19 protein-coding genes are annotated in these 24,679 nt (G+C 40.0%); 6 read left to right on the top strand and 13 right to left on the bottom strand.

Annotated features, from left to right (window positions below):
- The first annotated feature begins 39 nt into the window (after positions 1 to 39).
- Both GQR93_RS00810 and GQR93_RS00805 read left to right on the top strand, forming a co-directional pair.
- On the top strand, positions 40 to 1,416 hold the full coding sequence (locus GQR93_RS00810; protein ID WP_159298617.1) for a glutamate--cysteine ligase: 1,377 nt from the start codon (positions 40 to 42) through the stop codon (positions 1,414 to 1,416).
- A 131-nt stretch (positions 1,417 to 1,547) separates the two neighbouring features.
- On the top strand, positions 1,548 to 2,288 hold the full coding sequence (locus tag GQR93_RS00805) for a gamma-glutamyl-gamma-aminobutyrate hydrolase family protein (protein WP_003556915.1): 741 nt from the start codon (positions 1,548 to 1,550) through the stop codon (positions 2,286 to 2,288).
- Between the two features lie 105 nt (positions 2,289 to 2,393).
- Here the strand turns inward: GQR93_RS00805 and GQR93_RS00800 are convergent, their stop codons facing one another.
- Positions 2,394 to 3,731 carry a glutamate--cysteine ligase gene (locus GQR93_RS00800; RefSeq protein ID WP_003551322.1) on the bottom strand — a complete coding sequence of 446 codons (1,338 nt, stop codon included), beginning with the start codon at positions 3,729 to 3,731 and terminating at the stop codon, positions 2,394 to 2,396.
- A 142-nt stretch (positions 3,732 to 3,873) separates the two neighbouring features.
- On the opposite strand from GQR93_RS00800, the gene GQR93_RS00795 reads away from it, so the two are divergent.
- Positions 3,874 to 5,130, top strand: coding sequence for an ISL3 family transposase (locus tag GQR93_RS00795; protein WP_003555416.1), 1,257 nt, complete (start codon positions 3,874 to 3,876; stop codon positions 5,128 to 5,130).
- Between the two features lie 368 nt (positions 5,131 to 5,498).
- Here GQR93_RS00795 and GQR93_RS00790 read toward each other — a convergent pair whose 3' ends face one another.
- The gene (locus GQR93_RS00790) at positions 5,499 to 6,872 is read right to left on the bottom strand and encodes a glutamate--cysteine ligase (RefSeq protein ID WP_035444211.1); all 1,374 of its coding nucleotides are present in this window, start codon (positions 6,870 to 6,872) and stop codon (positions 5,499 to 5,501) included.
- A gap of 154 nt (positions 6,873 to 7,026) precedes the next feature.
- On the opposite strand from GQR93_RS00790, the gene GQR93_RS00785 reads away from it, so the two are divergent.
- Complete coding sequence (locus GQR93_RS00785; RefSeq protein ID WP_225430366.1) at positions 7,027 to 7,884, top strand: fructosamine kinase family protein; 858 nt, start codon at positions 7,027 to 7,029, stop codon at positions 7,882 to 7,884.
- A 126-nt stretch (positions 7,885 to 8,010) separates the two neighbouring features.
- Here the strand turns inward: GQR93_RS00785 and GQR93_RS00780 are convergent, their stop codons facing one another.
- The 7 genes from GQR93_RS00780 to GQR93_RS00750 form a co-directional block, all read right to left on the bottom strand.
- Positions 8,011 to 8,928 carry a DMT family transporter gene (locus GQR93_RS00780; protein WP_003551315.1) on the bottom strand — a complete coding sequence of 306 codons (918 nt, stop codon included), beginning with the start codon at positions 8,926 to 8,928 and terminating at the stop codon, positions 8,011 to 8,013.
- Between the two features lie 22 nt (positions 8,929 to 8,950).
- Positions 8,951 to 9,301: an iron chaperone gene (locus GQR93_RS00775; protein WP_003551313.1), complete on the bottom strand. Its 351-nt coding sequence runs from the start codon at positions 9,299 to 9,301 to the stop codon at positions 8,951 to 8,953.
- A gap of 110 nt (positions 9,302 to 9,411) precedes the next feature.
- Positions 9,412 to 10,137 (bottom strand): gamma-glutamyl-gamma-aminobutyrate hydrolase family protein, encoded by a 726-nt coding sequence (locus tag GQR93_RS00770; RefSeq protein WP_003551311.1) that lies wholly within the window; start codon positions 10,135 to 10,137, stop codon positions 9,412 to 9,414.
- Between the two features lie 72 nt (positions 10,138 to 10,209).
- A complete protein-coding gene (locus GQR93_RS00765; protein WP_003551309.1) occupies positions 10,210 to 11,067 on the bottom strand; it encodes an energy-coupling factor transporter transmembrane component T family protein in 858 nt (285 codons plus the stop codon).
- Positions 11,024 to 12,760, bottom strand: a complete 1,737-nt coding sequence (locus tag GQR93_RS00760; protein ID WP_003551307.1) for an ABC transporter ATP-binding protein — start codon at positions 12,758 to 12,760, stop codon at positions 11,024 to 11,026. Before GQR93_RS00760 ends, GQR93_RS00765 begins: the two co-directional genes overlap by 44 nt.
- Positions 12,761 to 13,324, bottom strand: coding sequence for an ECF-type riboflavin transporter substrate-binding protein (locus GQR93_RS00755; protein WP_003551305.1), 564 nt, complete (start codon positions 13,322 to 13,324; stop codon positions 12,761 to 12,763). It lies immediately after the preceding gene.
- A gap of 439 nt (positions 13,325 to 13,763) precedes the next feature.
- Positions 13,764 to 14,834 carry a M24 family metallopeptidase gene (locus tag GQR93_RS00750; RefSeq protein ID WP_035444209.1) on the bottom strand — a complete coding sequence of 357 codons (1,071 nt, stop codon included), beginning with the start codon at positions 14,832 to 14,834 and terminating at the stop codon, positions 13,764 to 13,766.
- A 138-nt stretch (positions 14,835 to 14,972) separates the two neighbouring features.
- Between GQR93_RS00750 and GQR93_RS00745 the strand changes: the two genes are divergently transcribed.
- On the top strand, positions 14,973 to 15,557 hold the full coding sequence (locus GQR93_RS00745; protein ID WP_003551301.1) for an LOG family protein: 585 nt from the start codon (positions 14,973 to 14,975) through the stop codon (positions 15,555 to 15,557).
- 75 nt (positions 15,558 to 15,632) lie between these two features.
- Here GQR93_RS00745 and GQR93_RS00740 read toward each other — a convergent pair whose 3' ends face one another.
- Together GQR93_RS00740 and uidA are read right to left on the bottom strand one after the other, a co-directional pair.
- A complete protein-coding gene (locus GQR93_RS00740) occupies positions 15,633 to 18,179 on the bottom strand; it encodes a glycoside hydrolase family 30 protein (RefSeq protein ID WP_003551299.1) in 2,547 nt (848 codons plus the stop codon).
- A 132-nt stretch (positions 18,180 to 18,311) separates the two neighbouring features.
- Entirely contained in the window at positions 18,312 to 20,123 is a 1,812-nt protein-coding gene (uidA, locus tag GQR93_RS00735) for a beta-glucuronidase (RefSeq protein ID WP_003551297.1), read from the bottom strand.
- Positions 20,124 to 20,476: 353 nt separating this feature from the next.
- Between uidA and GQR93_RS00730 the strand changes: the two genes are divergently transcribed.
- The gene (locus tag GQR93_RS00730) at positions 20,477 to 21,376 is read left to right on the top strand and encodes a glycoside hydrolase family 43 protein (RefSeq protein ID WP_003551295.1); all 900 of its coding nucleotides are present in this window, start codon (positions 20,477 to 20,479) and stop codon (positions 21,374 to 21,376) included.
- A gap of 144 nt (positions 21,377 to 21,520) precedes the next feature.
- Here GQR93_RS00730 and GQR93_RS00725 read toward each other — a convergent pair whose 3' ends face one another.
- Positions 21,521 to 22,516, bottom strand: coding sequence for a LacI family DNA-binding transcriptional regulator (locus tag GQR93_RS00725; RefSeq protein WP_003551293.1), 996 nt, complete (start codon positions 22,514 to 22,516; stop codon positions 21,521 to 21,523).
- Between the two features lie 267 nt (positions 22,517 to 22,783).
- Entirely contained in the window at positions 22,784 to 24,670 is a 1,887-nt protein-coding gene (locus GQR93_RS00720; protein ID WP_003551291.1) for a DUF2264 domain-containing protein, read from the bottom strand.
- Positions 24,671 to 24,679 lie beyond the last annotated feature (9 nt).

Below are 24,679 nucleotides of genomic sequence, written 5' to 3'. Positions count from 1 at the left end.
TATTTTCTAATTATTAGAATTTTTTTGGAGGTGGCAATTATGTTCAGTGAAATTGGACAATTTATTTTCGATAATGAAGCCGTCGCAAAAACCTCCGACTTTACAATGGGTTTGGAAATCGAAATGCAACGAGTGGATGAAACAGGAGAACTTAGCCAAGAACCCTATCCTGCCGGAGCGGGAGATGAAAAAATCAACCCATGGATTACAAATGATTTCTTGGAAACAATGTCCGAGGTTGTCACACCACCTGCCGCTCACGCGCTTGATGCAATGCATTATTTATACGGCATCAACAATGCCTTACGAACAGCCCTTTCTCCAGGTGAATTATTATGGCCACTATCTATGCCACCACGGTTACCAAAAGACAAGAGCCGGATTCCACTAGCCAAGATGGGGCCAAAAAAAGAAGCCTACCTTAAGGAATGGTTGAAACGCCACGGCTTCTCTGAAGGAACCCCTTGTGGCGCACACATTAACCTTAGTATCGATCCCCACGTCTTTAATCTCGTTTACGATCGAATGCACGACCAATTTGATTCCGAATTGGACCTACAAAATTACTTATACGCAAAAATTGCGCAAGGATTTCTTAGATATCGCTGGGTGATCACATACTTATTTGGTGCCAGTCCAATTGCTGAAGCCAATTACTTTGATAAAGGACAGGGTCCAAAAGCACCTATCAGAAGTATCCGCCAAAGTTCTCATGGATTTGGCAACAAATTTACGGGTGATTACACAAATTTCCAGCAATATGTTAATAGAATCGAACAAGGCGTCTCTGATGGGAAACTAATTTCTGATTATGAGTTTCACGGGGCTGTCCGGTTTAAGGGAAATACAAACCTCAAAGAATTACCGAAAACCGGTGTTCAATATTTGGAATTACGCATGCTTGATCTGGATCCAAGCAGTTCTGTTGGCATTCGTACGAACACATTACGGTTCTTTCGTTTAATGGCCAGTTACTTCATTATGTCACCCGCTCTCAAACCGGATCAGGTCAATGCAGTTGTTGAACGAGCTGATAAAATGAACGAGGAAGTTTCCGAAGAACATCCAAACGATATTTCCAAGTATCAGGCAAGTGCAAGGGCCTTTTTACAACGCTTGGAGATGTATGCCGATAAAATTCAACTTGGCCCTGAGTATCAGGAAGAAATTGAAGATTTACAGGATCGGGTGGAAAATCCATTATCAACGCCTAGTGCAAAGATGATTACACATATCAAAAATAATTCCCTGACCGACTACGCGTTGCGCCGTGCAAAACATTATCAGGCATCGGCTTTACAATCAATTAGACCATTCAAGGGATTTGAAACCAATAGAAAAATTTCAGCGAATGATTTGAAGCATGAACTTTTTCAAGGTAGCTGGGAACCGGATAAAGATAAGGGTCAACGGTAACTACCAAAAAGTTCCTATAAAGTCAAATTATAACTAAATCTTTTCTTTTTAAAGTACAATAATGGTCGTCTATAAAAATGCAAAACTACTATATTAAAACAACTATTATCACAACCCAAGGAGGGATTATTTTGCGCCCAAGAATCGCATTACCAGCTGATACACTCGCTGAAGCAACCAATATTATTAACGAACGAAACGCGGCTTTCGCACCAAGGCCAGCGATTGAAGCCATTGTTAAATCAGGTGGTGTGCCTGTCATTTTCCCTAGTGTGAATCCAGAAGATGTTCGCGACTACATGACGCTGTTTGATGGTGTCTGTTTCCTAGGGGGCGCGGACGTTGACCCAACTTTCTATGGTGAAGAACCTTTTCAAAAGTTGGGAGCAACCTATTTAAAACGAGATCTTTTTGAAATTGAGTTGTTAAAACAATCTGTTACCGCTGGCAAAGCCATTATGGGTATCTGTCGTGGCTTGCAGCTGATCAACGTTGGTTTGGGTGGCACACTCTATCAAGACCTTTCCCAAGACCTTCATGCAACTTTAAAGCATTCTCAAGAAGCACCCGGTAACATGCCTTCACACCATATTACCGTTGATCCTACCAGCAAGCTTTATAAGTTGATTGGTGCCCGGCCATATGTTAACTCTCGTCATCACCAGGCAATCAAAGATGTCGCACCTTATCTAAAGGTGACGGCACGTGCCGACGACCAAGTCATTGAAAGTGTCGAATCAATTAAGAGTGATCAAATTCTTGCCGTGCAATGGCATCCGGAAAATATCTTCAAACACTATGAAGATTCAAAAAAATTGTTTAAAGATTTTGTTGAACGAAGTAAAAAGGTTGCTGAGAAGAGTCGTACGTGAGGCTGCACGCTCTGAACAACTTTTAAAATGATTTTCACTTAGTGATAACTAAAAACGTGAGCCTCTATCATACCGTTTTTTGACCATTGATAGAAGTTCACGTTTTTAGTTATTTTTTAACACTAATTGTTTACCCATTTTCAATTGCTGAATCTTTCGTTTTTGTTCTTTAAGTGATCGATCCTCATACCCATAGAGTGGGTGATCCAAGAAATCATTCTGATAACCCTTAGCCATTAACAGTAATTTGTCAAATAATTGCTGGGCATCGTTATTTGACCAAGTTACTAACCTTGCACTCGGTGTTAACAAAGGATTATCAATTCTTTCAAGCATTCTTAAACATAACTCCTCAGCATTAAATGGTAAGCTAATCATTTGGCTAAACGCGCTCAGCTTTTCAATGAAAGAAACCGCTTGATCATGGAATTGAGTAACCGTCAACGGATTCTCCAAGGCAACCGTATCGTTTTTCTTAACAGCTGCGCTAATTTCATGATCAGATTCATCCAGATTAAACGGCTGATTACCGGCAAAGTACGCAAACATTAGTCGAATAATATTAACTGCATCTTCAGAAATCCCCATTGGTTCAAAGGGATCCAAATCATAAATTCGTAATTCAGTGTAAAGAATCCCGTCTGCCAGTAAGTCCTTTAAGTGAGGCGTTCTCTTTAGCCGCACCGTCCCATAATATTCTCTTTCAGCTATAATTTCGTGGTCACGAACCGCGTCTTCAATATCGGTTACATATTCAGAAACACTTCGGTAACTTGCTAGAAACCCATTCCCAAACCCGAAGTGAGAATTTCGCAAAGAACGAACAGCTTGTGCAGGCATATTAGCGGTTTTTGAAAAATAGTTATCAAACGCAAACGGCGTCGCACCAAACAAGTAGGTTAAAAGCCAACGATAGTTCATAAACCCGATGGCTGCTTGTAAATACAGGTTGTCTATCTCGTCTTGGGTGGGGGGAATTCCTACCTGATGAATCGCTGCTGGTGTTAATCCAATGTTTACATGAACACCGGTTTCAGCTGTCCGTTCAATCTTTCTGATTTGGGCAACCTTTTGTCGATAGACGTAATTATCATGATCGGTTTGGGCAATTTCAATATCGGCATGATCCGATCGCAGCTTAGGAGGCATACTATATGGCCACAAATATTCACTACTTGCTAACTCGCTTCTTAGTGCTTGATGATAAGCTCCCAGATATGTCAATCCACGATGCGTATTTTCTTCCGGTGGTGTAATGAGCTCAGATTGCGTTTCCAAAAAATCATTTTTTATAAAATGATGCTTCTTTTCGTCTAACAATCCGCTTGGATATGGGTGGGTACTTAACCCACCGTCTGTATTTATTCGATGTGTTTCCACTTCCAATCCAACAAATGAATTAATTAAGCTGGCAATATAGGTTGCGTTTTTAATCCTGATCATACGACCACCCCTTTGCTACAAAAAATCGGGTCTAAAATTTTTGGGGTTGATACCGTAAGGTATCAATCTTTTTTTGCATATAAATAGGGCATCGCCCTACTATTGAATTAGCCAATAATTCAGATAGAAAGAAGTAAAAACGATGTCCCAAGACAAGCTTATCTTAAATTTAGTTGGTTTAAAAGACCCCCACATTCACTTCGAGGCTGATGCTAAAACCCAAACCGGGCTATATCACGGTCATCCGGCATTATTTATCAATGCTAAATTGCTTAAAAAGATTTCACAGTGTCCAAATTGCGGGTTTGCTGATTGCCTTGTAAAAGACGGTCATAAGACCGTTAATTTAAAATTATCCCCACAGAGATTCCACTTATTAATTCTCCGGTTAGCTAAGCAACGGTTTCTTTGTAAACACTGTGGTTCAATCATTACTTCGCAAACGGATGCTGTTAAGCCTAACTGCCAAATTTCCAAGAACGTTTGGCAATCAGTGGTGATGGACTTTCATGATAATATGGCAGCGACACTGATTGCTAAACAAAACGGGGTTTCTGCCAGTACCGTCAATCGAGCATATCCGCAAGCAGCGCAAATGATCAGTAATCGGTTTGTTCGCTTACCGAAACATCTCAGTTTTGATGAGTTTACCTCTTCGCACCAAAATCGGCGCATGCGGTTTATCTTTCAAGATGCCGATCATCATAATCGAGTCGTTATTCTGTATGGCCGCCGTAAGGCGTTCCTCAGGAGCTACTTCATGCAGTACTCACACAAAGAACGAGCTCGCGTTAAAACCATTTCTGTCGATCTAAACGCTGGCTACGTTCACCTAATCCCAGAGCTTTTCCCTAAAGCCAAAATTATAATTGACCGCTTCCACATCATTCAAATGACTCAAAGGTCCCTAAATGAGGTACGTTTGTCAGTCGCGAAAAAGCAACCTCATTCCTCGCGTGAATATCGGATGATTAAGAAATATTGGCGTTTATTCGACAAGCCCTTTGATAAGCTGGAAGCTAAACGACTCTATTATCGGACACCGTTAAAACGAGAGATGACTAGTCAACGAATTGTGACAGATGCCGTTGCCCTTAGCCCTAAATTTACCAGTGTTTACTTGGTTTATCAGGATATTTTAACGGCTGTTCAAAGACATGACCAGGATTTACTTGCCAAGACGATCTGTGACTATCGAAAACTCAATTGTTCAATGGATACCACTATTCGTAGCCTAAAACAAAACTTAAAAGCAGTTACCAATTCCTTGAAATATGCTTACTCCAATGGACCTCTTGAGGGAGTTAACCGCAAAATTAAAGCTATTGGTAGAACTGCTTACGGTTATCGGAATTTTGACCATTATCGAACTAGGATTCAAATGGAATTATTTGCTTAATTCAATTAATGCAAAAGAAAAAGCAAATCCTTTCGGATTTGCTATATAAGCTGATATCAACCTCAGTTGACAAAGAGCCAAAAAATCCCGCAAGAAATTACTTTGCGGGACGTTTCCACGTGTTACCACCCGGGTTCACAGATTAATCACTCAATCTGCCTCAATACGTGCTTAATTGCACGATACACGATAATGGGCGCTAACCATCAATTGTTAACCACTTACCTTTCTGACTCGACTTTTTCCACTCTCACCTATTGGAAATCGCTTTATAGTCAGTCGTCAGATAAGCATCACACCACTGTATTTATTACTTATAATTATCAAAAAGTTTAGTCAGAATAAATATGCTTGTCAATCATTTAGTTTTACAAATTTTCCGGTTTACCCATAACACCAAATAAACGTTGCCTTAATTCATTGGCAGTCATATCAGGCTGCTCCTCAAAACCGGTAAATGGGTGCGGGTTTTCATGTGCCCGATTTTGATACCGGTTTGCCATTGCCAACCCATATGACATTAATGATCCATCAACTTCATGATCGCAAAGCGTTGCGGCTGGCGTTAAATTAGGATTATCCAGCCGATCCTGCATGGTGTCAAGCACCTCCTGATACTCAGGTCCCCATTGGATTGTAGCGCCAAACATTTGCAGCTTGTCCAAAAAGTTCTGTGCTTCATGATGATAAATCGTTTGCTGGTACGGGCTCTCAAGTGCCACTACCTCGTTCATTGAGATTCCCTGGGCAAGCTTCAAATTAACCTTATCCGATTCCTCCATTGGCGGTGTCATCATGAAATAGCTCAGCATAATTCGAAAGAACCTGATAGTTGTTGTTCGGATGCTTAGTGCAGTTGTCGGATCCAGATCCAGCATTCTCAACTCGATGTAATCAACACCGTTCTTAACCATCTTCGTCAAATCTCCATGAACCGTTTTCAACCTCACACTTGCATGATATTCGGCTTCGCTAAACAAAGTCCCATCTTCAATGTGAGACTCGATATTATGCACATAATCTGCCACAGATCTATAATCTTTTTTAATATCAGAAGTTAAACCATAATTTGAAGAACGAATGCTTCGAACAGCATGTGCTGGTTGATCATCTTCAGCTTTAAAGAAGTTCTTTTCCGCAATCGGACTATTCCCAAACAAATATGTAATCAACCAACGGTAGTAAACGAACCCCTGTGCAATTTTAATATACATATAGTTAACAAATTCTGGATAGGAATCAAACTTATCTTTTTCGGCTTCCCAAACTGTTTTTAAAACTGTCTCATTGACACTAACATTTAAATGAACACCAACTGGGATGCCTTGTGTATCGCTTCGAGTATTAATCCAACGTTCATAATATGCCCGTTGATCAGGATCAACGTTCGCAATCGGAATTGTTTTTTTATCCCGAGGAAGAATCGGCGGCATGCTTAGCGGCCACAATAACTCATTAGGCTCCAACGCATTACGCAGCGTATCATTAAGTGCCATTAAATAATGCATCGCATCCAAAGACTTTCTTGCGGCCGGTGTAATCACTTCACTTTGAATCTGATAAACATCTGTCTTAATAAAATGATTCTTGCGTTGATTTCCCAACGCTTTTGGGTACTCTTCCTTAGTTAGTCTACCGGATGAATCAATCCGAATAGTCTCAACTTCAATCCCCATATTGAAATCGCTGGCCTTTGCAACTATTTCATTGTTAAATATAATCTGCCCAATTTCATCAAACATATTGATGCATCCCCCTTCACACCATTTAATTGTTACAAATACTCTAACGCACTTCATCCAACAATTCAAAGAAAACTTTAATATGGTTAACTCAGCATGAGACTTTGGTCCGTGGTAACATAAAGTCATGATAGCTAGACAAGGAGGGATTAAGTTGAATCCTGAACTATTTAAAAAATTACCGATCAATCATGTTTCCAATTATCGAGCGGTAGGCGGTGGCGATATCAACGAAGCTTATGAGCTGGATGATCAAGATGGTGCCCGTTACTTCCTGCTTATTCAGCCAAACCATTCTAAAGATTTCTTTCAGCATGAGGTTACCGGTTTGCAGTTGATATCGCAAACCGTTTTAACTCCAAAAGTTCTCGACTGGGGTACCTTTGGATCCGATGCTTATCTTCTACTAAGTTACATCAACCACCAGCCAGCCGGCGACCAATACGAAATGGGAAAGCAACTTGCAACACTTCACAAACGTAGAAGTCCGAATAAACAATATGGTTTTAATGAGGACTTTACAATGGGGACGTACACGGCGAATAATTCGTGGCGACCTGATTGGGAATCTTTTTTTGTTGATCAACGATTGGAAGATTTGAAACGGTTAATTCGAGATCGTGGTTTGTGGACACCTGAAATGGAAGTATTATATGCACGGGCAATCAAAGTCTTTAAAAGACTTATGAATGCCTATCATCCAATACCGTCATTACTTCACGGTGATCTTTGGTCGGGAAACTTTATGTTCAATCCGGATGGTCATCCCGTTTTTATTGATCCGGCTGTATTCTATGGTGATCGAGAATTTGATCTGGGTATCACCCATGTTTTTGGCGGCTTCAATGCCGATTTTTATAAAGGATATAATGATGAATATCCGTTAGAGAAGGGATCAGATAACCGTATTCCTTTCTATCAACTCTATTATTTAATGTTTCATTTATCACAATTTGGTGCCGGCTATCAGGGTAGTGTTCTTCAAATGTTGGCCTTATGTGCCGAAAAATAGCTTTTCAATAATTGATAGAAAAAGAGACAGCATCAAATGAGTTCTGATGCTGTCTCCTTTTTGCGTCTTAACTATTATCGAATGGCATAATCGTCTAGTCCCATTTACATGCGATTATCCCGACTTTCAGGTTTCCCGTGCGTGTAACGTTCCCTTCATCGTTGCCCAGGATTGCACAAAAACGGTTCCGATAATTAAAATTGCGCCAATCGTTTCTGGAATACCAAACTGAACGCCCAGAAAAACAATCGATAAAAAAGTTGCCGATAACGGCTCAAAGCAACCGAGCACACTGGCAGTTGTTGCGGTAATAAACTGCAAACTTCCCAGAAAAAACAAATAGGCAAACATTGTTCCAAAAATAACCACAAACCCGATTCTGCCATAGGTAGCTAAATTAAAGTCGGGCATGTGCGTCCAAACCCGATAGTAGATACTAAAGGCAATCCCACCAATCAACATCGACCAACCAACAACCGGTATAGAGCCATACTTCCCCAATAATTTACGAGGCAACAGTGTATATAAAGTTGCACTCATTGCCGTCAGTAACCCCCATGAAAAGCCTCTCGCAGGAATTGCCAATGTCGTTAGTTGCCCATGCGTCACTAATAAAATAGTTCCCGTTAGTGCCATTACCAATGATAAAATATCGATTCTTCTGGGCCAGCTCCGGGTACTCAATGCCAAATAGATAATGATAATGGCAGGAGATAGAAACTGAAGAATCGTAGCCGTTGCGGCATTTCCGTAATCAATCGCTTTAAAGTATGTATACTGTGAAGCTGCCATGCCAACAAAACTAAAAAATAGTAAGTATAAAGCGTCCCGCCAATGATGCCAAATCATTAAATTCTGTTTGCGGTCTGTCAACAAGCCATATAGTACCAATAATATTCCGGAAATCAACATTCGAACCGATACCAGCCAATTTGAACTAACGTCAGCATGAGTGAATAATGCTTGAGCTGTCGTTCCGGATACGCCCCAAAGCAAAGGACCAGCCACCGCAAGTACAATGCCCCTGACTTTTAAATTTCGCAAAACTCGCCATCCCTTTCATTCATCAGGCTTCAATCATTTGTAAAATCTTTAATACCAGCTCTTCCGGAACTTGTTGATCCAAACCGATATTCAAACGCTTCTGACCGGTTTCAAAGCCTAACTTTCTAGCAAGCTTTACCACTTCCGAACTTAAATCATCCGAAATTTGTAAACTAACATGTGCTTTATAAGCCGCAATTCCAATTTTTTTATTGTTAAAAATGAAGAAGGGCATGTTATATAGAATCTTTTCTTCTGCATTCGGCAGTTCTTGATGAATCAAGGTGCGTAATTTTTGTAAAATCGGCTGGGTATCCGGTGCCGCCATTTTAATATACTCATCCGATGTACTGACTTTTGGTCTACTTGGCATTAAATACGAGCTCCTTTGTTGATCTGATCTAGATAATTATATAACAATTTGGCAACAAAAAAATAATGAACTTACAGTTAAGCGAAGGGCCAACCATAGATTCATTATTGTTACTCAACTGTTTCAACCAATTTTGCAAAATACGCAAAGATCTTCCTAAACGTTGGATACGAACGAATCATCATTTCTGGATGAAACTGGACACCAATTACCTGACCGTCATTTGACTGAATACCTTCAATAATCCCATCGTCACTTGTTGCAATAACTGTTAATCCGGTTGCTAATTTGTGAATAGCCTGATGGTGAAAACTGTTCACAGCAAATCGATCACCTAACAGATCATTTAGCCAGGAATGGGCAATTGTATTAATATAATGGGTCGGAATTTCCCATGAGGTTGGGTACTGCTCATGTTTTGTAGAATTACCCAACTGTGATTGAATATCTTGGTAGAGTGAACCACCAAATGCAACGTTAATAACTTGCTGACCGCGACAAATGCCTAAAACAGGTTTGTGAACCCGCACCGCCTCCTTGACCAAAGCAATTTCAAATTCATCACGGTAACGATCTGTTTCACCGGATTGTATCAGTGGTGCTTCACCATACAGAAGAGAAGTCACATCCTGACCGCCAGTTAATAAAAGACCATCTACTTTTTCAACGTAAACTTTAGCATCCTTGGGTTCCGTTAACGGAATAATCAGAGGTACTGCATTTGCCCATCGAACGCCATCAACAAAATCACGCTGCACATAATCCACATAATTGGTTCCCCAACGCTTTGTCGGGTGAATCAGGTGGTTGCTTGCGATACCGATTGTAACAGTCATGCACGGTCACTTCCTTACTCAACATTGAAATCAAGGTTTCGGTTACTATCATAATCTGGACTCGCATACGTTTTATCTGAACGGATTATAGAACCTGCCACCATCTACCCAAAATAAACCAATGCCAATCATAATTAGAACCACTGTTACAATCAAAATGAGATAATCTATTTTGGCCAACTTTTGTGTCATATACCATGTTCGGTGCTTGTTTGTTCCAAACCGCCGTAATTTCATCGCCCTGGTTGTGACTTCAATTTTATCCATTGACGAAAATACCAGCGGAATTAAAATTTGCGTACTACGTTTTAAACGTTTCCACATACCGGCTTTCCTAGACATTTCCAAGCCACGTGCCTGCTGAGCCAAACTGATTTGTTTAAAGTCTCTAATCACATCGGGAATATATCTTAACGATAATTCAACCGCATAACTGATCTTATATGAAAAACCGATACGATTCATTCCAGAAGCCAATTCAGACGGGTTTGTCGTAAATAAAAAGGCTAGGATTAGCGGCACGATGAATACATATTTTAACAGCATGTTCAACAGATAGAATAACTCTTCCCACGTTAATACGAAAAAGCCATGGCCTACCAGCACATGGCTGGTGCCGTATATTTGAGAACCATATGCAGGATTAAAAACATAGACCAGCACCAAATTAAGTGCGGTAAATGCCGCAATAGCATATAACAACCCCCGTACCTGATGCCACCTTAAATGTGCCGATTGATAAAAAGTAATGGCAAAAATAGTTAGTGCTACCAAGTACCACGTATCGTAGCTAACCATTCCAATGATAGACAAACTGAGTAATACCAAGATCTTTGTCATTCCGGTTAAACGAGTCACCCAATGACCCTTTTGTGTCCCACTGACATCATAAGACAACTGTTGATTTACCACTGGCTTGTCTCCTCTCATATGAAATGAACTTTTCAGCAAATTCAATTGGATCAGAAACTTGTGCCTTTTCTGCCAATACTTGTAAACTTAATTGCGCCAGATGGGCTTTCTCAATGATATCCTTGTCTGTTAACACTTTTGCTGGTGATGCATCTGCCAAAACACCGCCCTTATCCAAAACAATGGTCCTATTTGCATAGGCCATCATTAGATTCATATCATGAGTCACCATGATAACCGTTGTGCCTTGACTATGATTAAGTTCTTCCAAGAAGGTCATCATTTGTGAATAGTGAGCCAAGTCTTGCCCGGCTGTCGGTTCATCCAATATTAGGACCTCAGGCTGTAATACTAGAACAGACGCGATGGTAACCCGTTTTTTCTGTCCAAAACTCAATGCCGAAATCGGCCAGTTTCGATACGGATAAAGCCCGGTAATTTTTAACGTATCGAAAACCCGTTTCTTTATAGTTTCCGAATTCATTCCTCGAAGTTGAAGTCCAAGCGCAACTTCATCATAGATCATTGTCTTGGAAATCATTTGATTAGGATCTTGCAAAACATAGCCGATTCGGTCAGCACGCTGCTTAACTGAATCGTGACTGATATTTTCTTTGCCAAAAAACAAATCACCATTTTGAGGCTTTAAAAACCCGGTAATTAAGTTAATCAACGTTGTTTTCCCAGTACCGTTTTTACCTACTAGCGCTACCATTTCACCTCGGTTAATCGTTAAATTAAACGCTTTAAAAATAGCTGCCTCATTTGGATACGCAAACGACATATTTTTAAGCGAGATTATTGGTAACAAAGAAACGGGTTTATCAGGAAGCTTTTGTTGTTTGACCCACGTCACCAACTTATGATAATCATCCCGACTCAGCTTAAGATTGGTAAGATCACTTAAATGCGTCACTTGACTAACATTAATTCCCGAATCCTTTAAAGCAGTGACATAAAGCGGTTCCCTCAACCCGTTCTTCAGTAATAAATTCTGCTGAAGAATCCCGTCTGGTGTGTCATCTGCGATCACACGGCCTTCTGCCAATACAATCATCCTATCAATCGGAATTTGCAAAACTTCCTCAATTCGATGGTCAATAATAATCACCGTTAGATTCTGCTGTGCCACAAGCCAATTCAATAGTTTCATCGAGTCGCGTCCGGACGCTGGATCTAAATTTGCAAGCGGTTCATCGAGCAATAGAATCGGTTCGTTGTCGACTAAAACGCCGGCTAGAGAAACCCGTTGCTTTTGTCCGCCTGACAGATCTTGTGGATGTTTTCCCAATAAAGGCCCCAGATTTAACCTCTGCGCCCATTCAGCCACTTTTTGATGTAGTTCATCAACGGGCTTGGCATCGTTCTCTAAGGCAAAGGCAACATCCTCTGCAACTGTCAAGCCGACGAACTGCGAATCCGGATCTTGAAGAACCGTCCCTACAATAAAAGACAGGTCGGTTAGATCCAGGTCCTTTTGAGACTGGCCGTTAATCGTTATTTTACCTGTTAATTTACCGGGGAATTCTTCAGGAATCACACCGTTAATAATGTTTCCAAGTGTTGACTTCCCAGATCCGGAAGGTCCTGTAATAAAAACCTTTTCTCCCCTGTGAATAGATAAATTAATATTGTGTAATGTTGCTTCCTCTTGACTTTGATATTGAAAGGAAACATCTGAAAATTGAATAATCGGTTGTTCACGCATCATTTAATCCTTTGTGAGTCTTTTTTTCTGAACTTGCGTTTTAGCATAGGCAGAGATAAGCAGTGTGCCAACAATTCCAACCGACAGAATATCTGTGATTGTTGCCGTTGCTCCTTGTAAAAACACTTTCCCAGCTGGTTGTGAGTATACCAAAATATCACCAAGTGGGGCAATAATTCCCCAGCAAATAATATTTGCAACAATCTGTAATAAATTAAATTGAATCAACTTTTTCTTGGTAAGCGGTTCAGTCCGTAACTTCAAAAAGTTGCGACTAAATCCAATCAAAAATCCAAAGATTGCATCAGCAACAATCCATGTCCACCAAGGATCACCCCATGAAAGATCATTAAATAAATGTGCAAAAAACGCAACCAATGCGCCGACTGCCGGACCAAATACCGCTCCCAAGAATCCAATAAACGCCTCGCCCAAATCAATCGTTGTATTAGGAACTCCCGTTGGAATTGGCAAGAACCTCTTTAACAAAAACACAATGGCAATTCCGACCCCGGTTGCGACGACTGCCTCAACAGACAATCCTTTTGTACGTTTACTTGACTTCATAAAAAACTTCCTTTCAAAAATAGCAAACTACCAACAAATTATAAAATATAAAATACATCCGGACTGTCACCAAAAGAACTAATCAAATAAAAAAGCCAGCCTGTCTCCACAAGCTGGTTTTGTCTACAATTAGCTTTATATTAGGGCCGATCAAGTCGCGGTACCACCCTCATTTAGAACTTCCTCACGGAAATTCCCTCACTTAGTTACTTTCATAACTATAGGCGATAATGAGCCAACCACGACAGCCTCATAAAAATTCGGCATCAATCGACTCCTGAACCATATTCGTTAGCTCTTTTGACCGCCCTTTCACCAATTAGACAGCTCTCTATATAAAAGAAGACCAACTACTCATTCAATCACAGTCGGATAAATAGATTGTTTATATTGTACCGCCAATTCTCATTGCGTCAACTTATTTTAACTTGAATCTTAATTACAGAATAATCAAATCCCGATCAGCTGTTGTGATTTGCTCGTAACCATTTTTCGTAATGAGCAAATCATCTTCAATCCGAACACCACCTTTTCCGGGAAGATATATTCCCGGTTCAACGGTCATCACATTATTTTCCTCTATGACATTTGATTTCCAACGGGGACCAAAATTGGGCCCCTCGTGGATATCTAATCCAATACCGTGCCCGCTTCCATGATTATAGTAGTTACCAAAACCTTGTTGCTGAATGTAATCGCGGCCGGCTGCATCGACTTCTTGTCCATCAGCCCCTGGTTTGATAGTCTTAAACATTCTTTCTTGAGCTTCATGTACAATGTTATAAACATTTTTTAGTTCATCCCCTGGATCCCCCAGCGCAATTGTCCTAGTAATATCAGACGTGTATCCATCAACATAGTAGCCAAAATCTACAGTCACAACTTCACCACGCTGCAGCTTTTTATTGGAAGCCGAACCGTGTGGCAGTGCGGATCGGTAGCCACTAGCTACAATTGTGTCAAAACTTGGCTTTTCAGCGCCGTTTTCCAACATCCAATTATTCAACCAATTGGAAATTTGACGCTCTGTCAAACCAACTCTGACGTAATTCACAAGGGCCGAGAATCCCTCACTTGCAAGCAATGTAGACTTTTTCAAAACGGAAACCTCATTTGCGTCTTTAACTTCCCGCTGTTTCTCAACAATATTATTTTCCGGAACTAATTGATCACCGAATAACTGATATAATGTCCTATATAATTCATAACTTACCGAGGTTTCAAAACCAACTTTTCGATAGGCTTCATCATCTAAAACCTTTTTCGCAATTTGATAATAATCCCGGGTAATTTCCAAACTGACATCTTTAGGCAATGACTGCTCCAAAGCCTCTTGATATCTGGCATCCGTGATCAATGTCACTTGGTTTGGTGTGACCACTAAACAGCCATCACCATCAAGACCATCAAATCCGCTTAAATATTTTAAGCTAAATTCGTTAGTGATTAAAAATGCGTCTAATCCCAACTCTTGAATTGTTGCCTGCAATTTTTTCACTCGCTTATCCAAGTCATCACTCCTCTAAACTATTGAATTTAATTAATTATAAAACAACCTGAGAAAATAAACACCGACGGTTGATAAATGGACACTTAGGATATAATATGTTTATCGCTTAAATTCACTTAAAAGAAAAGAGAGTTAAGAATGAAAAAAGTTGCAGTATATTGTGGTGCGTCAACAGGTAATGATCCTATTTACACACAGGCTGCCATTAGACTTGGAAATTGGCTGGTCGATCATCATCTTGAACTTATTTATGGTGGCGGTGGTATCGGCCTGATGGGAACAATTTCCAAACAGGTTATTAAGCGGGGTGGTCGGGTTCATGGCATTATGCCTCAAGAACTCGTTGACAGGGGTGCGGAACTAGTCGAACTGGCTAAGCTATCAGACTTAACCGTTGTCAAAGATATGTCCGAACGAAAAGAACAAATGATGATACTTTCTGATGGTTGTATTGCATTACCAGGCGGTATTGGGACACTTGAAGAGATGTCGCAGGCCTTTTCGTGGGCTCGCTTAGGAAATAATCCTAATCCATGCGTTTTTTATAATGTTGCCGGTTACTACGACTCACTAAAAACCATGTTTGATAAAATGGTGACAAGCGACTTCTTAACTCAAACTGATCATGACAAATTGCTCTTTTCATCTTCATTGGAGGAAATCTATTCTTTCATGACAACTTATATTCCACCAAAGATCCGTACCTATAAATCCAGTCATTAAGCAAAAGTGTGGTGTCCACCGTAACACGTATCAATCCTGTTACGGTGGACACCACATCGTATTTTAATAACTATTTTAGTCGATGAGGTCTACTGCATCTAGTGTATAATTGCCACTTTCAACTGAAATCTCAACCTGGTGAGTCTCTGATTGTAACCCCAAAATCTTTGTATTCTCTGTTCGATCAGCACCAATCTGTGGTTGATAGTTCCAATCAATCACCTGACCATCAACGATCAGTTTTAACCTGGATGGTGACTCCTGACGTCCAATCAATGAGAATCCCGTTCCATTAAACGAGAACCTCAACTTAGGCGTCTTTTCTCCATCAGCCTCTCCGTGAGAAAGCGTCCGATTCCATTTTGTGTTGCCAAGGCCGCAAACGTGGGTCCAATTGCCACTATAGTTCAGCGCATCATCTAAATTGTCCAAACGATAACTAATTACTGGATGATCAGCTATCTTTTTAATCATAATCTTATTGATACGGGTATGATAATAACCACTTCCCAACTTCACTCGACCACTGAACTTTGGATTATCGGTATCTACGAAATCAAAAACTTTTTTCCCGTCAAATTCAGCAAGTAAATGGTTGCCGTCCGCTGAGAATTTAATCTGATGTTCAGCGGAAAGATCGAGTCCATCGACATAAGCCAGGCCAACGACCTTATCTTCTTTAATAAGCTGACATGCGCCATCAATCGATACCTTAAAGACGTATGGTGCACTCTCCAATCGCCCTTTAACGTCGGTTAATTCCCGCAAACCAATTCCGAAATAGTTTCCAGTTGGTGAATTTTGCCATGTATGATCATCAAACTTCATTGAAACGGCTACCTCGTAGTCCCGCCAATGATCATCACCAACTGTTAAACTCGGTGCAAAAGAATACTCCCAATCCAAAGCTCGATATTTTTCCGAAATCATTTGCTGCAAGACATTCTTCCCGTGTCGTTGAACAATTTCGAACGCACCACCCTGGTCAGCTGTATAACGAGGTGTGTTTCCTCTTGATGCCAGGTAATCGCTTGGATAATCCCTATACTGAAAATCGTCTGTATATAAAATATCGCTGCCGTCTTCAAGTACCTGATCATTATGAAGGCTCTCAATTCGGTGATAAATGACATCTTCATCATGTTTTAAATCAAGGGTTGTTGCCGTTACCATCGAATGTGGTTGAACAAATATGCTTGCTTTATGATCAATTGGGACAATTGTTTCCCGAATTCGTTTCATTCGACTGTCATAAGCATCCGACGAGTTCTCGGGACCAATACTTTCCCATATGTCCAGCGGCTGATTAGCCCGGCTGCCAATGTTTTTTATAGACAAATGATAAGTCCGCGGTTGAGCGCTATCATTTACAAAGATAACGGAGTAGTTTCTCCTATCCGGGGATACCAAAGTCATGTAGCTTGGAGCTTCCGTATGATGGTCCAGGTTTTCCGTTCCACCGATACCGCTGTCACACGCACTCGTTAAGTACCGCCAAGCATTTTCATCATCCCAACCGGCTTTGGCAAAATCAGTAAAGTGCTTCATGCATTGCATTCCGACATTATCGACATCAAAGAATCCGGACCATGGACGGCTGGCCGCAATTAATTCCTTATGACTGTAATTGACACCGGGATAATAAGCGGAAACAGCCGGCTGAAACAGATACAAACTTCGACGAGAATTCACATAGCTTTTAATCAATCGGTTTGCAACATCCAGACCGCTTTGAACACCGCCTATACCATCACCATTGCTGGCCTTTACGCGATACTTTCCAAAAGTCATCGGGGCAATTCCCTCACTGTACCAAACTTCATGGTGGTAGTCATCAGCCAATTTAGTAAATGACTTATTCCGACTATCATCCGTATTATAATGAAAGCCAACTGCAGGTACTCTAACTCTAAGTGCTTTATCAGCAATCATTTGATCGCCAAAGTCCCGCTCGTAATTTTGATCAGCCGCAATCATTTTAATCTGTTGATATTGCTGAATCGGAAACCCATTCGGAAACCCTGATTGATCGTTTGAAATTCGATCTGCAAACCACTTAATCCAGTTATACATTGGATGTTTTGTTTCATTTCTATCTGGATCAACATAATCAATGAGATAACCATATGTTTCATAAGCTGCCACGATGGTTTTCTTGTACCACTGATACATATCTTCATAGACTTTTTCCGAAACGTTATTATCCGGATTATTTGTTTTAACTTTAGCCCATTTTTTTCTCAGGAAACCCGGTTCTCCCCACCGCAGGATTGCAGTTTTTAATTCCGGTTGAATCTTTTTTGCATCGGCAATTAATTGAAACCCTGCTCCTCGACGGACATTTGCCTCATCATCAAGACTTCTCATTGTCGCCGGTTCCGTTCCGGAAGATGTATTGGCATCAATTCCCATTTCAACTTTTAACAGTCTCATTAGAGGATGACGACCACCAAATAAGATGGTCAAAATCTGATCATAACTATCACGATGCTCCCATTTATAATCCAGTAATAACCGTGATGAGTTATTACAACTAATATATCCAAACCCCTTAAAGGTATTGGCATTTAAAGCGTTTAAGTCTAATTTATCTCCGTCAATAATAAAATTAGTTTCGTTCATGATAATCCTCCTTATCAATTAATGAACGTCAAAAACGACATTCATTGATGTCGCTTTCGAAAAAAGCGCCCCAATCCACCCAGATTATTCAAGATAGATTACAGCGTTTTCTAAAATCTTTGGCACTTCTCTTTACTTACCGGCTTTATAATTTAATGGTAATTTAGTCCATCGTTTCTTCAAATAGAAAGCAGCCGCCTTTGGCTGACGATCTCGTGTGAAGATACCTTTTTTATTTCCGTTAACCCTCATATTACCTTCAACGGTCTGGAAGTCAGCCAAATTCCATGGCTGTTCTCCACGGATAAAATCATATGAATCAAAGACCCTATCAAACATTTCCAATAATTCAATTTGATACTCTTCACTCCACATAATTGAAGGCAGTTTGTGAAGACCCGGTTCAGTATCTGCACCATATTCCGAGAAGACAATTGGTTTATCAATATCTGATTTTTGCCACTCATCAAGTTCAGCACGCAATCCCGCTTCGCCGTCGGAAATTTCATATCCCCATTTATGATACCAACCAGGGTAACGATTTAACAGATAAAAATCGGGGAATTTAAGGCATTTTGACGTCTCATAAGTATCGTCTTCATTCAGTGTAAACGTGCGTGGTCGCTTTTCCGGATCCAGGTCTGCAGTTGCTGCAAATAGTTTCTCAAAATACGGAACAGCTGATTCATTGGATGTATCCGGCTCATTAAATAGACTCCATGCAAGAACACTTGGGTGATTCTTATCTCGCTTAATCATATCGATAATTTGGTCAAGATGCTTTTTATATAGTTCGTGTGTCCAATCACCATCAAAAAATGATTGATTTAAACCGCCCAAGAAACTTGCAGCAGCCATCTTAAATCCGACAGCCGGCACCTCATCAATGACCAAAATGCCTTCACGATCAGCAAATTTATATACCTGCTCATCATATGGATAATGAGAACTTCTAAACGAGTTGGCACCAATCCATTTCATTAGATTCATATCTCGACGTTCAACATTTAAATCGAAACCACGGCCAGCGTAAATACTGTCTTCATGTCGACCAAATCCGCGTAAATAAACAGATTTATGGTTTACGAGGATTTCATGTCCTTTGATCTCAATGGTTCTCAATCCAATTTGGTCTGCATACTCATCAACGATTTTACCGTCGTTCATTAACTCAAATTTAATTGTGTAAAGATACGCATCTCGAACATTCCACAAATTTGGATGATCAACTTTCAAATCACCGGTGTTGCCTTCACCAGTTGCGACAATTTGATCGTCCTCATTGATTAAACTGACCTTAACGTCATCTCCGGAATCTGCTTGAATAGAATAATGCACAGTTGCTTCTGCATCCCCAACTTCATAGCTTGTCGAATAATCATAAATACCATTTTTTGGTACGGTTAATAAATGAACACTTCGATTTAACCCTGAATAATTATAAAAATCGAAGAACGGTTTAGCCATCTTTTTACCGTTTTTCAACGTTGCCGTATCACCTGCTGGTAATGCATCCCGATGAAGCTCGTTATTAATTTTAACCGAAACAATATTTTCTTCACCAAATTTGACTGCATTTGTAACTTCTGCAGTAAATGGTAAAAAGCCACCTTCATGACTACGGATCTCCTGTCCGTTTACATAGACAACTGCCCGATGAGTCGCAGCACCAAAACGAATTTGCACGTCTCTGCCTTCAAAATATTCTGGCACAAAAAAGGTTTTAGAATACCAGAAGTCACCCGTATATTCACGGGCGTCTTTGTCGGTGAAAAAATCATTAAAGCTTGCAGGTACTGGCATTTTAACACCGTCGTTAAAACCATTTTGCCATCCCTTGCTTTCACCCTCATATGCAGGATCAAACTTAAAATTCCAGAGTCCATCCATTTTTTCATCAGAGCGGTAGTTATTGATGACGGGGTATAATAGTCCTTTTTCCATATTTATAAGTCCTCCATTAAGTTGCTCTTTATCTTCTCAATATTATTTTTACGCAAGCGCTTTCTTTTCTTACATCTTAATTTTACTATTTTAAGAAAAATAATCAATGTTTTTTAGTAAAGTTTCTTCTTCGAATTTCTTGGATTTATCATTATCCCTTAAGCAACAAGACTTCTGACTAATTTTAAATCATTAAAAATACTGGTTTTCATTGTCTATTTCTAAACAAAATAACGTTATCTCGTTAATTTAATTTACTAAAAACAAAATGAATCGTTGACATTTTTACTATTTATCTTTAAATTATATTGTAAGCGTTAACTTTATGTTTTTTAAAGAAGGGATATTTAACTATGGACGAATCTTTGCCCAACCGCTACCTGTTTGTCTACTTTGCAGGTGAAAAATACGAAGATGGTGAAAATATTTATATGGCATTAAGTGAGGACGGTTTAAATTGGCATGATTTAAACCATAATCACCCAATCCTTTACTCAAACTTGGGTACTAAGGGTATTCGAGATCCATTCATCATCAAGGACCCTAAAAACAACAACTACTACATTCTGGCAACCGATCTTAAGATTCACGGCAATAACGATTGGTACAACGCGCAACGAAGCGGCAGTACCTCACTATTAGTTTGGAAATCATCCAACCTAATCAACTGGTCTGCGCCGAAATTAATTCCGGTGGCACCTAAAAATTTCGGATGTGTGTGGGCACCAGAAGCTACCTATGCCTCACAAACAGAAGACTTCCTGGTTTATTGGGCTTCTAAAACGGCGGTCGATAACTATGCCAAACAAAGAATTTATTGTGCCCACACATCCGACTTTTCGCACTTCTCATCTCCTAAAATTTATATTGATCGTCCTTTTAGTGCGATTGACACAACAATCATCAAAAATAATAACCGTTATTTTCGATTCACTAAAAACGAAGCAGAAAAATACATCATTGAAGACCAGTTAAACTCGTTGGAAGCAAAGCCGACCGAGATCTTATCACCTACTTTAACAGATAATTTAGGCGTAGAAGGTCCTACCTGCTATCCGTTAATTGGAAAGAAAAAGTGGCTTTTATTAGTCGACAATTACGCTAAGGGAGGTTATTATCCATTGGAAACGACGGATCTCACAAGTGGCCGATTCAATAGATTACCAACTGACGCTTATCATATGCCAAGCCGGGCACGACATGGAACAGTACTTCCTATTACACAAAACGAATTTAATCGATTAATTGATTAGTTAGCCTCTAATCACTGGAAACGAGCCACTCAATTCATTTCAAAAAACAACAAAAGACGAAAGCAAAAATATTCTTTGCCCTCGTCTTTTTAATCATAAGCATTAACAGGTTAAAATGCGAAATAAAAACAAATCCCCTTATTTTTAAATACTACTTTCCCGTTCCATCAACTCAGTTCCAATAATAATCAATTCCGGAATCTTTTTGGGATTTTTAACCCGTTCCAATAACATTTCAATTGCTCGTTCACCCATCAATTCAGTATGCACATGAACAGTTGTCAGTGCCGGACTGGTATATTTAGCGATTGCCACATCATTAAAGCTGATCAAGCTTACGCGATTTGGTACATCGATATGATGCTGCTGCAAAGCGCGGAGTACACCAACGGCCATTGAATCGCTCCCAACCATGAATCCATGGGGCAGTGCCTCTCCAAGTTCATTAATAGCTTTAGTCATTAAATTAAAACCGGATTCCGGTCCAAATGGGCCTTGATAAACAAATTTATCATTATAAAGCCCTTTACTCTTTAAATATTGATTAAAGGTTGCCACTCGGGGATCACGGACGCCTTGTTTTTCAGTGACGGTAAGTTCCTTACCGGCAATCATACCAATATCATCAATCCCATTTCGAATAAACCGATCAATAATCTTTCTAACCGGCGTTTCGAAATCACTACGAATACAATCTAAATTATATCCAAGGTAGTTCTCTCCAATACAAATAACCGGCAACCCATAAGACTTCAATTGGGTGACTTCGGTAGTATCAAACTTCCCAATGGCAATAATGCCGTCAAAGTTCTTAATCCGATTCTTATCGATTGACTCATATGTAACCCGCTCGATAGAAGCACCCAAACTAGCTGCTTTATTTTCAATTCCATACTGAATTTGAAGATAATATAGATCGGAAAGTTCCTCTTTATCAGTATGCCATTGAACAATTGCAATTTGCTTTCCTAATTTAGGCGCCCGCTTGTTACGTTTTTTGTACTGTAGTTTTTCTGCAACTTCTAAGACCCGTCGCCGTGTATCTTCCCCAACGGATAAGGTATCATCAAAGTTTAAGATCCGCGAAACCGTAGAGATTGAAACGCCGGCCTCATTCGCAACATCTTTAATCGTTGTCATTACTATCACCTATTAACGTACTAAATTTTAAGATTTTTTGCGTAAATTTTACTAGGTTCAGTTCAACTTACTTTCATCATAATATACTGTTTTAGTTTACCACTACCCGAAGGTTTGATAAACGATAAGGACTAAGGCTCATCATTTTTTGGGTAAAAATTAACAAATAAACAATAAACGGCCAAGTTAGCCTCCATAAATCAACAAAAAAAGAGACTGGACGAAATATTTTTTGTCCAAGCCCCTCCTTAAAAATGAAGATTTATATTAGAATTCTTTCAATTCAACACTGACAGTATGATCCTTAAAAATAATCGATACTTTGTTATTATTAAGTTTTACTTTAGGAATCACTAATTGACCATTATCATCCAAGCTGTCAAGTTCTCGGTCTCCTAAATAAAGCGATACCAGTGTGTATTTTCCAGGGTTTAAAACACCTGTCTGCAGTGGAATCTTTGTCTTAGGAAAATAAATGTTGGTATTTGGTTCCGGCTCAGATAACTCAGCCGTCAATTCTTTGGAAAGACCCACAATACCGGTAATCCCTACCTCCGTTTGATAGAAAATGGCGTTTTCTACCTTTGTTGGCAATTGTTTTTGATAAGACTTTCCATAATCCGGTGCCGAAAAGCTTCCTTCAGCAACGTGAATCTGACGATTGGTATCAATCTGATGGATTCGAACATGCCAAGGCATAGCCGGTACAACATAATTTTTAATTTCAACATCGTCCCATGGCTTCCAATCCGAATAAACATAGTCATCATGAATCGCATAATCCTCATACTTAAAGGCAGTCTGCCACCAATCTTCTGATTCAGCAACGGCTAAAGTATTATCAAAAGCCCCTTGTTTAAGAAGAACAGAACCCTTTGGCGTACTGAAGCCAAATGTTGTTGAGTAAACATATTTTTCATATTTTGCTTCACCATTTGCATGTTCATGAGAATGTTGTCCAGCCGTAAATGACTGAACTTCCAGTCCATGCTTGCTGTGGCAAACCAACATTCGTGGTTCAGGCTGCTTTTTAACCGGTTCAAATTTAAATTCATCGTTTTCGGGAGTCGTCCAGAATGGATCATCATCAGGTAATGCAAAGAAAATAAACGTTTTAAGTGCCCAATATGCCGATGCAGGCCCATTATAGCCCTCCGCAAAGACCATGTTGGGATATGAATAGCCAATTGGAATCAAACCGTCAGTTGTAAAGATATTCTGTTTAAACCACCAGCGAAGGTTATTCAGTAATAAATGCTTAATATCACCCAATGTATAACCCTCCGGAAGGTCAATATGGGCATAGGCACTCGCTGCCCAAAAAGCAGCTTGAGCAAACCGATAATCTAAGCTTCGTCCATATGGTAATGCAGCACCATCAGCCGCAAACCAGTTAGCATAACTTGGCACAAAAGCAGTGGCTCGTTTACGAAGCAGCTCTGCCTGGTCGCCTTTCCAATCAGCCAAGCCAACCGTCAAAATTGTAAAGAACTGGTAAGCGAAGGGAATATAATTGTCAATTTGATTCTTGTAACCATCATACGACCAACCATGACCAAGATAATGTTGATTAGTAATGGCGTAATCATCTGCAATTAATGTCGAATTGTCGTGATAACCGGAATCTGTAATAAACTTGTTGACCATTGCTCGGAAGAATAGCCAATTGGTCTTAGGAATCACTTTATGATTTACCTGGTCCATCCAATCAACAATTTGCTGTTGCTTTTGATGGGAAAGTGACTCCCAAAAAGTCTCCTTGGTTTCGTATAGGAAGGCGGTTAAAGCGCCCATTTCAACGAACAACTGGTCATAGTCTCCTAAATCGCCACCCCAATAATCAGGATCTTTGGGATCGACACCTGCCAAGATACCTTGAGTGACCAATTCGTACCATTGCGGATACTCGTAGATTCGCTTTTTATCACTAAAAAATGGTCCCAATCCCCACAGGAGACGCATAAACCCTTCAATTTCTGTCTTTTCTTGAATGTAAACTGCACCGCTATCACTCATTCTGAAACGGCCTTTTTGCTTTTGCTGTGCCAATACAGTCATTGCCGGCGCCAAAATATCTGTCAATGCAGCCTTGACATCGGCCTTACTACGTAATGGATTATCCTTAATTTGCTCATTAAATAATTTTCGCTTCAAAGTAAAGTC

Source organism: Lentilactobacillus hilgardii, from assembly GCF_009832765.1.
In the GTDB taxonomy this organism is placed as follows: domain Bacteria; phylum Bacillota; class Bacilli; order Lactobacillales; family Lactobacillaceae; genus Lentilactobacillus; species Lentilactobacillus hilgardii.
The sequence above is the reverse complement of the archived record's forward strand: the minus strand, read 5'-3'. Positions and strand labels throughout refer to the sequence as shown.